Below are 11,052 nucleotides of genomic sequence, written 5' to 3' on the forward strand. Positions count from 1 at the left end.
GTACGCTGGATGAAGGTGAAGATGTGGACCAACTCACCGAGCGACAAGTTGAGCGCATCATCGAATATCGAACACAGATGTCGTCGATTCTTGGAGACGAGAACTTTGCGCGCATAAAGCGAGAGAACCTTCTCCAAGACAGCGACGCAGAATTCTTGCTTCGGCTGGCCACAGACATGAAGAACAATCCTGAAGAGTGGCGCGGTTTCGCGTTTCTAAATTCTAGAAACCCGGACGATTGGGATACCATGCTTTATAGGGTTCTCAGACTTAAACCAGGCAACTGGGACGCCCAATTTAGCAAACTCGTGACCACCACCAAGGCAATCGCGCACAATTGGGATAACGAGCTATTTCAGCTGATTTCCTCCCTCAAAAAGGAAGGAATCGATATCGATGATTTTTTCAAACTCGAACGGACTATCACATACAAGTTGTCGGCCCTGCTCAGCGACACGAACGAACTTCACAAGATAATCATCAACCCTTCAGTCGATATTTCGGCATTTATCGGAAGGATGAGCCGAGCTTTCTTACCCAGCGCGGTTTACCATCTTGAAGAATATGGACTCCCGCGCATGATTTCGAAAAAGATTCATGAGTCAGGTTTAATTGATTTCGAAGACCCGAGCATGGACCTCCAGTCAGCGCTTGACCGCTTCAAGTACCATGGAAGGGATGCCGTACTGGCAATTAAATCGCTAGGCCCTTTTGATCGGTATGTGGTCCGGTTTTTCTTCGACGGAATCACGCTTGATGATGACATAGAGGCGACAAATGTGGACTAATCACTACGCCTTACCCACATCATAAGACATGAATCTTTGCAGCTCGGTGGTATCCAGTGTGAAAATCGCCCTGCTCGTCTGTACAAGCGTCGAAGTGGACAACAGCGCCGGTCGCGACTAACCGTCAGCTCCTGCGACTACGATCATATTTGATCACTTTCTGGCGAACTGGGAAAGACGCATCGCGTCCAAAAGGGAGCGGACTATGACCTCGGAGTTGCGGGTGGCCATGGCAGCTACTTTTCAGGGGAGCAAGTCACCCCCTCTGTATAATGCAGCTGTTGTCGCGCTGTTTCGGAGTGCCCGTGGCAGCCCCCCATCTACGACGGACAGCATTTTGAGCATCGCCGTGTGGTCGTGGGTTCAGGTCCCAGCCGCTGGTCCGCGATCTCGTTTCTGTACGACCGACCACCAGCCTTCTTCGCCGAAGGCGCGGACGTGCATGAAAGTATCTGCAGCGGGTCACGCAGGAACGGGTTGACGTCGCCGTAGCGCGGCAGTCGAGGCAACCTTCGCTGACATAACCAGAGGTAAATAGACCGACCACATCGGTATCTCGGCGCGGGAGCCAAGCAACGCTGGCGTGTCGTTTTTATCGTTGAGTACGGCATAGCCGTGCGACTAAGCAGAAAGCCGCTTGGCGGCGGCAGGTGCATGCACTTGCCATATCCTGCCCCCGCCACGACGAGGAAAATTCGCGGAATCTCCCGGAAACTTCCGGAAAGATGCGGAATCTTGTGGAAACTTCCGGAATCTCGCGGAAACACGCGGAATCTTGAGTAATTTCAATGCCTTAGAGAGTCGCAATATTTTAACATAAACGGCATTTTCCACCTTTAGCTACGCGCCGCTTTGCGCTATCAGGACCTTCTCACCCGCCTGCCAGAGACTATCCCCCGAGTTCTGCGCCGTGCACGTAGCCATCTATGCTCGACATTCTACCGACAAGCAGTGCTCGTCGGCCCAGGATCAAATTTACCGCTGCAGTGAGCTCTGCCAGCGTGAGGGCTATTTGGTCGTGGATGTTTTCAAGGATGAAGCCCTGTCCGGCGCCCATCTTTACAATCGGCCCGGCATCAGCGCCTTGATCAATGCGGCAGTCGAACAGCGGTTCGACATGGTTGTCGCGGAAGATCTTTCCCGTATCAGCCGCGACCAGGCGGACACCGCCAATTTCTTCAAGAAAATGGCCTTTCTCGATATTTCGATCCGAACCGCATCCGAAGGCATCATCAATGAACTGCACATCGGGCTGAAAAGCACGATGAATGCGCTATACTTGAAAGATCTTGCCGACAAGACGCGCCGCGGCATGATCGCCTCGGTTTTAAAAGGATCGGTTCCAGGCGGCCGGACCTATGGTTATGAGCTGGTTCGTGCCTATGATCACCAAGGTGAGCCAATCAGGGGGCGGCGGCGCATCAAGGATGATGAGGCAGCCGTCGTGAAGCAAATCTATTCTGAATATGCTTCGGGCAAGCCCATAAAGACTATTTGTGATGACCTGAATCGCCTGGCGATCCCCGCGCCAAAGGGTGGAAAATGGGTGCCCTCAACACTGGTTGGTACCGCAGCACGCAAGACAGGCCTCCTACGCCAAACCCTTTACAAGGGCGTCGTGACCTTCAATAGGATGGCTTATCGAAAGCACCCGGAGACCGGCAAAAGGCTCTCGGTTGTGAGGCCTGAGAATGAATGGCTGAACGTCCCCGTTCCCGAACTCACCATCATCGAAGAAGCGCTTTTCGACTCCGTGCAGGAGATGATCGAGCAACGCTCCAGTAGGCGCAAAGAGCTCATCTTGCTAAACAAAGCTCGCACCGAAGAGGAACGGGCTGCACACCGCGCAAAGCTGAACCGAGAATCGCGCGCACGTCAGGCAAGCAGACCCGGAGCCCGGCATTACCTCTTCTCGGGTCGGCTTTTTTGCGGGCGCCACGGAAAGAAGATTGTCCGCATCGGATCACGAGCATATTCATGCGAATACAAGCATTGCTTCAACAGGAACATCCGCTTCGAAACTATTATGCCCGTTATCCTGAAGGGGCTGTCAAAACTGACCAGCGCTGAAATAGTAAGCTGGCTTAATTCGCCCGAGGTGCGATCACTTCGCCGGCAGCATGAAAGTGATATCTCCAGACTGGAGGCCATGATCGAAGAAGAACGGCACACCCTGCGCAACATTCTCTCGACATTGGGCACAGCAAAACAAGGCCCCGAGTTGCAAGCCCTTCTCGACGATCGGGAAAGGCAGATTCGCCGTCACAAGCTGGACATTGAAAAGCACGAGAGTAACCTCAAGAAAATTCAAGGTCCCGCCTCGGTCGACCGAATACTAAGCAAATATTTCGACTTGTTGGACACGCTTGCAAAACAGCCCGGGCAGCTAGCCCACCACCGTAAGCTACGGCCATTTGTCGATCGTATCGAGATTAACGGAAGATGGGACGACAACTCGGAGCAATGGGATCGGGTGGCAGCGGTGCGCTTCAACTACTCAAAACTCCTCGATCTTTGAAAAATCACGTTTGAGTATGCGCCAATACCGATATTAACGGCTTATCGGAATTGCCAGATAAGTGGAGAAGAGCGGCTCAATTTGGGGTTGGTAGGCACCGCCCTGCCCCCTCACTTCATCAAAGCGATCCGCCCGCCAAAAGAATCAAAATTCTTTGCATGTCGGCTCAGGAATCGTTTTTCGTGAAATAGAATCGGATTTCAGGGAAGCTCGGCGGAAGGCATCCACCGGGGAAAAATCGTTCATGCCCCATTTTGATGCTCAGCGCTTACTCAAGCAACAAGGCGATCGCTTAAATAGCAGGAAAGTTAAAATAAGCAGGCTTAGCTAGCGAAACGAGAGCAGCATGAACAGGTATACTCAGCAAGTGCGTGACTGAAAAGCCCCTAGACTTGCAGACACCTTCTTCCTAAATTTGAGGCCGGCCTTCGGAGACAAGTGCATGCTGAATCTTGATCTCCGCCGCTCAATCGGCGTCTTTCATTTCGGCGGTTGAAGTTGTTTCATCTTCACGGAACTCCTGCAAAGTCGTGAGAAGTTCCTGCGCTCTTTCTTCGATATCCTTGCGGCGGTCTTCCGGCAGGGATGCCAAGATTTCATCGAGTGTCCGGCCCATATTGTTTCTCCTTCAGGCTGCCGCGCCTATATCGACTTCCATATGCAGCTGGTCATAAGGAAAGCTAACGCCTTCCTCCGTGCGGTCGATCACGCCCGCATTAATGAGCCGGGTAATATCGGTATGAACGCCCTTCACGTCGCGGCCAAGGCGGCGCGCAACTTCCCGGATGCTAAGCGCGCCTTTTCCGGCAAGAGCCGCCACGATTTGCAGGCGGGCAGGGGCAAGCACGCGGTGCATATCCTCATAGCTTGAGAAAGTCAGCAAGGGTTTGGCGCCGACTTTCTTTCCGGATTGTGCGTTCTTCATTGCCTTCAAAACGCCTGCCTTTACGCCAGCGCGGCTGGTAACTCTCACATTCAGCGTTTTCATGAAAGTATCCTTTCAACGTCATCGTAAAAATCGGCAAGCGGCGTTTCAGGGTCTTTGAACACGTAGGCTTCTTCCCGCCCGTCAATGTGCCGGTGGTCGCCTTTCCCGGCTTCATTGTCATAGCGCATGACGCATTCGCCCTCGATCACAAGGGCAAGCCGGTATTTGAAGTTATGAACACTGCCTGCCAACGGCACTGGCACAAGCCAAACGACAAGCTCTACGAAGGCAGTGTCGTTGATGTTTTCGCGTTCGCAGATAATCAGCTCGGCTCTTGTGTTGTAAATCATGACAACATCCCGAATGTGTTGTCAATAACCACAACGGCAAATGGATTGCATTTATTCTGCCTCCATCTCCAGGATTGAAGTCTGGCTGTTGTGATCATGGATATCCTTTTGGAAGCCAGGGCCCCGGAGACAAGCTCCGGGGCCAGGTTCTGATCATTCCTCGTCGTCTTTCTCGATGCGGCGGATGACCATGCGGCCGTCGAGAGGAATGCTGTTCAGGCTCAGATTGAAGCCGTTGCCGTCTTCGTGCTCCCAGGTGCCGCCAATGCGGTTCCAGAACTTCTTGTCCTTGCCGGTTTCGATCACCTGGAAAACGCGGTGTGTCGGTTTGTTGCTCATCTTCGTCTCCATCGAATGGGGTGTCCGTCTATGGCTGCCGGAGGGGCGGACAGCGAGACGGGGCTCAAGCGACGGCAGGAGCGGCCTCAAAATGGCGCCAGGCGCGGGCAGCGGCCGGAACGGCCGCAACACGGGGCGCCTTTTTGGGGTTGAGCACTGGCGCGGGAACGCCCAGGCAGACAAGCCGGGACGGACAGCCCGATGCGAGACGTGGCCCGGTATGAGCCCGACAGCGGAATTTCGGACCAGATCGCGGCAAGCAGCACGACGACGCATAGGTGAACCATGAGGCACTAAGCAAGGTGAGTGCTTATCTTCCGCCAACCGGTCCATCTGGCGGAATGCTGATTTCCGGCCCGGTACGTGCCATCTCATGCAGAATGGCATCGATCCGGGCCTTCTCCTCCGCCCGCTCCTCGGTAGGCGGCTCCTCAAGCTCCCAGAGCAGGGGCAGACGCTGCAGAACCGGGTCGAGATCGACCGCCACAAGGTTCTTGCCTGAGCGGTCGTAGATGCATCTCAGCCATCGCCGCCGCTCCAGACGGCGCAGTGTGCGGCGGATCGCTTTGGGCGTCTTGCGGCGTAGCCCGCTCCAATACCGAAGCCGTGCCGGAATCACCAGGTCCCGGCGGCGCCACTTCTCCTGATCCTCTTCGAGCGTGACCAGAAGCGTCAAAAGGTGCCATTCCTCATCGGATTGCCAGCGGGAGACCTTGGAGAAGGTCAGCACCAGCATCCGCATCAGCTCAAGCTGCGGATTCACCACGCGCAGCATATGCTCAAGCTCATGCATGACCGCCTCCCTGCCTGCAGAGCGATCGCAGGTTGTGATGCACCGTTCGTCGCAGAAGGGAGGATTGCAGCATTGAGAACAGGTAGGCCCCGGGGTTTTTGATCCCCTGCCGGTCCACGGCCACCAGAACGGCCGCAAGCGCCGCCCAGCCATGCCGCTCCACGGCTTTCTGCCAGGCGTCTGGCCTGATCCGAACGTATTGGCGCACCAGCCAGCCGATGGACCGCGAGACGTCCTGCAGGGCAGATCGAGAGGGTTCCCCGCAAAGCAGCTCCTCCAGATGGGCCGGCGCAAGCTGGCGCTGCAGGGTGGGGGAGGCCTCGGCCATGAAGCAAACCAGGTCCTTGTCGCTCGCCTCAGGTTCGATCTCCGAGGGAGCCGGAGGAGGACACGGCCGGCACCCTTCTGCCTGCTCTTGTACAAGGTCTGTAAGACCAGAGGTTTTATTGTAGAGGTTTAGGTTGTCCCTCATGTCATGTCTGGATGCACTGGTGACCTTGTCGGGTTCTGGATCCTCTGCGCTTTCCACAGGCGCCGGGATATCGAGGCGTTCCTCGTGCAGCCGTTCCCGCTCCTCCCTGAGCTCGTCATTGAACCGCGCATAGGCCGCCTCGAGCTCAGGCAGGCGCCGGGCAAGCGGGCGCAGGTCAATGCCGCCCGCTCCATAGCGCTGATTCGCCCTGGTATAGCGGCGCACCAGCCAGCCGCGCTCTTCCAGCAGGGCCAGCAGCCGCACAACGCTGCGCTTGTTGATTCCGCACAGCCCCGCGATTCGTGCGTTGCTCAATGTGCATTTGATGGTCTTGCCACTCTTCCAGGCCTCGCGCGGGGTGTGCTGGACAAGCACATGCAGGACTTTCTCGGCTTTCCCCGGCAAGTCCGGTTCCACAAGCGCAAAGGCTGACCCGACCAGCGACCCTGCCCTGATCGACGCGTAATGAGGATCCCCCTCAAACTGTTCGGCAAGCATGTTCACGCTCTCGAAGTTCTCCGCGCGTTTGACGAAGCCCTTCGCATAACCAGCTTCGTGTGCCACGTGCGTTTCAGTTGCAGCTACTTGTTCCATATGCATTTCGGCATCGGCTTAACTGCCTGCGCATTGCCATCAGGCAATTGACAACAGAATCCCGTCGCCTAAAATGCACTCACAGATAGCCAGAGCGCATTCAAAGCGTTTCAAAGCCCCGCAGTTACCGCTGCGGGGTTTTTACTTTTCAGGAAAAATTAAGCTGAAATTAATGCCGCCTCCAATTATGAGGCGCGCCACCCTGATTTCCACTTGCGTCGCGAGTCGCTTGGGTATAACGGTGATTCCAAGCGACTCGCTAAGCAGTGGTTGCGGGGGCAGGATTTGAACCTGCGACCTTCAGGTTATGAGCCTGACGAGCTACCAGACTGCTCCACCCCGCGTCAGTGGAGAGGCCGCTTTATAGCAGCTTTGTCAGATTTGTGAACACCTATCGGTGGAATTTCCGAAAAAATATTTCTTCAAAAAGCGGTTATTTTTTAGGGACTTAAGCCCCTTGGCGGCCCCGCATACCCGCCGCCCGCTCTTCCACAACCCCAGCCTATCCCCGCCCGCATAAGCGAAAGGGGGCTGCCATGGCAGCCCCCGAAGACTTCGCCGGCCCTGCCGGCCCCGCACTGGTTGCAGGATGAAGCCGTGAGATCGCAGTCTTTAAGTCTCGAAGGGCACTCGGCCCCAAGGCGTGTCAGACGGACGGTGAAGGCTGCTCCGCCGCCGTGCAAGACCCGCAAAGCCTTAAAGACACGAACGAAATCCCACTAGACATCGGATCACCTCCTTTCGATTGTTGCACCAAGCCCTGACGCATCAGGTCCGGGAATCATGACGCAGAAGAAAGTGATTTGCCAAGCCCTGCGGCGGCGCGTTCGTGGAGCGCGGCGGTAAAACGGCGTCAAACTGCCAGATATTGTTTGAGAAAATCGAGCTCGCGCGCAGCCACGTCCTCAAAAAGAGCCCCCTGATAGACCCCGAAATGCCCGCAATCATATGAGGCGATGGCAACTTTTTGCATTTTGTCCGCCGCTTCGCGCGCAAGACCCGGCGGGGTGATCTGATCTTTCTCCGCCAGCACGATAAGCGCGGGGCAGCGCACGTTCTCAGCCACCTTGCGCGGCTCATAAGCGCCAAGCTTGGTGAGAATGCGCGCCGGCACTTTATTCTCCCAATTCGAGTCCGGCGGCACGAGGTCCAGGAATTCTTTCGCTTCTTCCGCCATCATGCAGCCGAACCGACCGGGGCCACCCACGGCAGGTATCATATGCGCCCCGCCAAAAGCCCCTTTGATCTTGTCTTTCAGCACCGCCAAAGCCGCTTTCAGCTTCATCGGCAAAGAGAGCGTAATTTCCACACCGCCCACATAAGGCACTTGCGCGACAAGCGCCTTGATCTCCGGATGGCGCGCGGCGATTTCGATGACATGCCCGCCGCTGAAGGACGAGCCCCAAAGAGCAAGGCGCGCGCCGTCCACCTCCGGCAAATCCTTGACGCAAGCGATCGCCGCTTCCCAATCCTCCAGATGACGGGCGGGATCGACGAGATTGCGCGGCGCACCGGAGCTTTCCCCGAAATTGCGGTAATCGAAAACGAAAACCGCGATCCCGGCCTGCGCAAATTTTTCCGCATAGGCGGGCAAGCGGAAACTGCGCTCGGCGGAAAACCCGTGCGCCATGACGAGAGCCGGCGGCTTTTCCACGCCATCGGGCAAATAAAGCCAGGCCGTGCAGATTTCACCGCCGACACGGAAATAGCGGTTCGAACGGACAAAGCGCATTTTTTCTCCCCTTCTTGGCCAACGCACAAACGTCCGCGAGCCGCCCAAGTTGCGTGCCCCGTTAGGCCTTTGCACTGTGCACAGCCTAAGGGCCGGGCGAGCCAAGAATAGGCCATGCGGGACGAGGAAAGAAATTTTAGCTGCGAAAACAAAAAAGCCCGGCGAAACCGCCGGGCTTTTCATCCGTAACCGGGGGAGGTTATTTCTTCGGATGCACGCGCACCGGAAGATCGGTAATGCCGTGCACGAAGACGGATTTGGTATAAGCAGGCTCGCCCACCACTTCCACGAAGTCGAAACGCTTCATGATCTCTTCCCAGAGAATGCGGATCTGCAGTTCCGCCATGCGGTTGCCCATGCAGCGGTGAATACCGAAACCGAAGGCCAAGTGCTTGCGCGCATTCGGGCGGTCGATCAGGAATTCGTAAGGCCGGTCGATCGCTTCTTCATCGCGGTTGCCGGAGACATACCACATGGCGAGCTTGTCGCCCTTCTTAATGGTCTTACCGCCGAGCTCCACATCCTCAAGCGCGGTGCGGCGCATATAGGCAAGCGGCGTGCGCCAGCGGATGATCTCGGAGACCATGTTCGGGATCAGCGAAAGATCGTTGCGCAATTTGTCATATTCCGCCGGGAACTGATTGAGCGCCAGTACGCCGCCGGACATGGAATTGCGCGTCGTGTCGTTGCCGCCCACGATGAGCAGCATCAGATTGCCGAGCAGTTCCATCGGCTCCATGCCCTGCATGGCCGGGTTATGGGCCATGAGCGAAATGAAGTCGTTTTTCGGCGGCTGATTTGCCCGCTCCGCCCAGAGGCCTGCGAAGGTTTCAAGGCACTCGCGCAGCTCAGCGCGGCGTTCTTCATCATTCAGCCCCGTGTCGCCGCCATCGGGCCCAGCCGTCGTCACATCGGACCACCAGGTCAGCTTGCGGCGCTGCTCGAAGGGAAAGTCGAAAAGCGTGGCCAGCATCTGCGTGGTGATTTCGATGGAAACGAGGTCCACCCAGTTGAAGGTCTCGCCCACGGGCAAGCTGTCGAGCACCTTGCCGACGCGCTCGCGGATGAGGTCTTCCAGATCGGCCAGCGCCGGCGGGGCAACGGCAGGGCTCACCACCTTGCGCTGCACATCGTGCTTGGGCTGGTCCATCGCGATGAACATTTTTACGTTGAAGTCTTCTTCCGGGTCGGGAAGCACGATCGCAGGCTCGGAAGAGAACTGCTTGTGGTTCGTGTCGACCGCAACGATGTCGCTGTACCGCGTGATCGACCAATAAGGGCCGAATTCCGGCGACTCGGCGAAATGCACCGGGTCTTCCTTGCGCATGCGGTCGAAAAGCGCCCAGTGCTTTTGCTGGCTGAAATATTCGGGCACCGCGATATCGAAGCCTTTCAGATCGACCGTAGCCGGATCGAAATTCGTATCGACGGGTTTTTCTGGCGTGACTGCGGCCTGGCTCATGGGGGCTCCTCCAGTTGATATACGTGCCCCGCGCCAACGCTCTTCAGGGCGTTTCAGCTTACGCAGGGTTTACTTGACATAACTTATACAAGAAAAATGACGCCTGCGTCAACTTTAACCCGTATGGGCTTAGGGTGATTTTCTTCCCATCCCGCCCAAATCGGCGCTTTTCGGGCACAAAAAGACCCGGCGAAAACCGCCGGGTCCCTTACACTTATAAACTCGTTATTTTAGTGGCGATGCAAAACCACCGGCAGATTCGAATAGCCCATCACGAAATTGGAGCGCACGCGGGTCGGCTCACCCACCACTTCCACCTGTTTGAAGCGCTTCATGATCTCTTCCCACAGGATCTTGAGCTGCATTTCGCCCAGCCGGTTGCCCATGCAGCGGTGAATGCCGAAGCCGAAAGAGACATGGTGGCGCGCATTCGCCCTGTCCACGAGATACTCGTTCGGCCGCTCGATCACTTCATCGTCGCGGTTGCCGGAGATGTACCACATCACCACCTTGTCGCCCTTCTTGATGGTCTTGCCGCCCAGCTCCACATCCTCAAGCGCATTGCGGCGCATATGGGCAAGCGGCGTCTGCCAGCGGATCGTCTCGGAGACCATGTTGGGAATGAGCGAGGGGTCGGCGCGCAGCTTGTCATATTGCTCGGGATATTTATTCAGCGCATAGACGCTGCCCGACATGGAATTGCGCGTCGTGTCGTTGCCGCCCACGATGAGCAGGATGAGATTGCCGAGGAATTCCATCGGCTCCATCTTCTGCATGGCCGGGTGATGCGCCATAAGCGAGATGAGATCGTTCTTGGGCTCCTGGCCTGCCCGCTCCTGCCAGAGCCGGCCGAAATATTCCAGGCAATGCTGCAATTCCTTCTGCCGCTCTTCGGCCGACAGCTCGCCGCCCACCGTGTCGCCATTGGTGGAAACGTCCGACCAATAGGTCAAAAGCCGCCGGTCCTCGAAGGGGAAGTCGAACAGCGTCGCCAGCATCTGCGTCGTCAGCTCGATCGAGACTTTATCGACCCAGTTGAAGCTCTCCCCTTCCGGCAGGCTGTCGAGAAGATTGCC

General features: G+C 56.6%; 10 protein-coding genes, 1 tRNA gene and 1 pseudogene. 2 read left to right on the top strand and 10 right to left on the bottom strand.

Annotated features, from left to right (window positions below; all coding sequences use genetic code 11):
- Both M2A_RS18255 and M2A_RS16410 read left to right on the top strand, forming a co-directional pair.
- A pseudogene (locus tag M2A_RS18255) lies at positions 1-788 on the top strand (DEAD/DEAH box helicase); the annotation flags it as partial.
- 910 nt (positions 789-1,698) lie between these two features.
- Positions 1,699-3,306, top strand: a complete 1,608-nt coding sequence (locus tag M2A_RS16410; RefSeq protein WP_081875711.1) for a recombinase family protein — start codon at positions 1,699-1,701, stop codon at positions 3,304-3,306.
- A gap of 466 nt (positions 3,307-3,772) precedes the next feature.
- Here the strand turns inward: M2A_RS16410 and M2A_RS18090 are convergent, their stop codons facing one another.
- From M2A_RS18090 to M2A_RS16455, 10 genes are all read right to left on the bottom strand, one after another.
- Positions 3,773-3,922: a hypothetical protein gene (locus M2A_RS18090; protein WP_156101809.1), complete on the bottom strand. Its 150-nt coding sequence runs from the start codon at positions 3,920-3,922 to the stop codon at positions 3,773-3,775.
- Between the two features lie 12 nt (positions 3,923-3,934).
- The gene (locus tag M2A_RS16415) at positions 3,935-4,294 is read right to left on the bottom strand and encodes an HVO_A0114 family putative DNA-binding protein (protein ID WP_045449768.1); all 360 of its coding nucleotides are present in this window, start codon (positions 4,292-4,294) and stop codon (positions 3,935-3,937) included.
- The gene (locus M2A_RS16420; protein ID WP_045449770.1) at positions 4,291-4,584 is read right to left on the bottom strand and encodes a toxin-antitoxin system TumE family protein; all 294 of its coding nucleotides are present in this window, start codon (positions 4,582-4,584) and stop codon (positions 4,291-4,293) included. Before M2A_RS16420 ends, M2A_RS16415 begins: the two co-directional genes overlap by 4 nt.
- 153 nt (positions 4,585-4,737) lie before the next feature.
- Entirely contained in the window at positions 4,738-4,923 is a 186-nt protein-coding gene (locus M2A_RS16425; RefSeq protein ID WP_244444480.1) for a hypothetical protein, read from the bottom strand.
- Positions 4,924-5,233: 310 nt separating this feature from the next.
- Positions 5,234-5,716 carry a hypothetical protein gene (locus tag M2A_RS16430; protein ID WP_045449775.1) on the bottom strand — a complete coding sequence of 161 codons (483 nt, stop codon included), beginning with the start codon at positions 5,714-5,716 and terminating at the stop codon, positions 5,234-5,236.
- Complete coding sequence (locus M2A_RS16435; protein WP_197052977.1) at positions 5,709-6,782, bottom strand: helix-turn-helix domain-containing protein; 1,074 nt, start codon at positions 6,780-6,782, stop codon at positions 5,709-5,711. The genes M2A_RS16430 and M2A_RS16435 overlap by 8 nt, the downstream gene beginning before the upstream one ends.
- 267 nt (positions 6,783-7,049) lie before the next feature.
- Positions 7,050-7,126 (bottom strand) — tRNA-Met (locus M2A_RS16440).
- A gap of 509 nt (positions 7,127-7,635) precedes the next feature.
- Positions 7,636-8,514, bottom strand: a complete 879-nt coding sequence (locus M2A_RS16445; RefSeq protein WP_045449779.1) for an alpha/beta hydrolase — start codon at positions 8,512-8,514, stop codon at positions 7,636-7,638.
- Between the two features lie 199 nt (positions 8,515-8,713).
- Positions 8,714-9,976 (bottom strand): cytochrome P450, encoded by a 1,263-nt coding sequence (locus tag M2A_RS16450; RefSeq protein ID WP_045449782.1) that lies wholly within the window; start codon positions 9,974-9,976, stop codon positions 8,714-8,716.
- A gap of 230 nt (positions 9,977-10,206) precedes the next feature.
- Positions 10,207-11,052, bottom strand: an 846-nt coding sequence (locus M2A_RS16455) for a cytochrome P450 (protein ID WP_045449784.1), incomplete at its 5' end; no start/stop codon positions are given.

Origin of the sequence: Tepidicaulis marinus (assembly GCF_000739695.1) — a bacterium.
Classification (GTDB): Bacteria; Pseudomonadota; Alphaproteobacteria; order Parvibaculales; family Parvibaculaceae; genus Tepidicaulis; species Tepidicaulis marinus.

What these genes read in the sequence shown, in the direction of transcription:
- M2A_RS16430 (WP_045449775.1), bottom strand. Translation starts at nt 5,716, where the DNA reads ATGCATGAGCTTGAGCATATGCTGCGCGTGGTGAATCCGCAGCTTGAG.
- M2A_RS18090 (WP_156101809.1), bottom strand. Translation starts at nt 3,922, where the DNA reads ATGGGCCGGACACTCGATGAAATCTTGGCATCCCTGCCGGAAGACCGC.
- M2A_RS16445 (WP_045449779.1), bottom strand. Translation starts at nt 8,514, where the DNA reads ATGCGCTTTGTCCGTTCGAACCGCTATTTCCGTGTCGGCGGTGAAATC.
- M2A_RS16420 (WP_045449770.1), bottom strand. Translation starts at nt 4,584, where the DNA reads ATGATTTACAACACAAGAGCCGAGCTGATTATCTGCGAACGCGAAAAC.
- M2A_RS16435 (WP_197052977.1), bottom strand. Translation starts at nt 6,782, where the DNA reads ATGGAACAAGTAGCTGCAACTGAAACGCACGTGGCACACGAAGCTGGT.
- M2A_RS16415 (WP_045449768.1), bottom strand. Translation starts at nt 4,294, where the DNA reads ATGAAAACGCTGAATGTGAGAGTTACCAGCCGCGCTGGCGTAAAGGCA.
- M2A_RS16450 (WP_045449782.1), bottom strand. Translation starts at nt 9,976, where the DNA reads ATGAGCCAGGCCGCAGTCACGCCAGAAAAACCCGTCGATACGAATTTC.
- M2A_RS16425 (WP_244444480.1), bottom strand. Translation starts at nt 4,923, where the DNA reads ATGAGCAACAAACCGACACACCGCGTTTTCCAGGTGATCGAAACCGGC.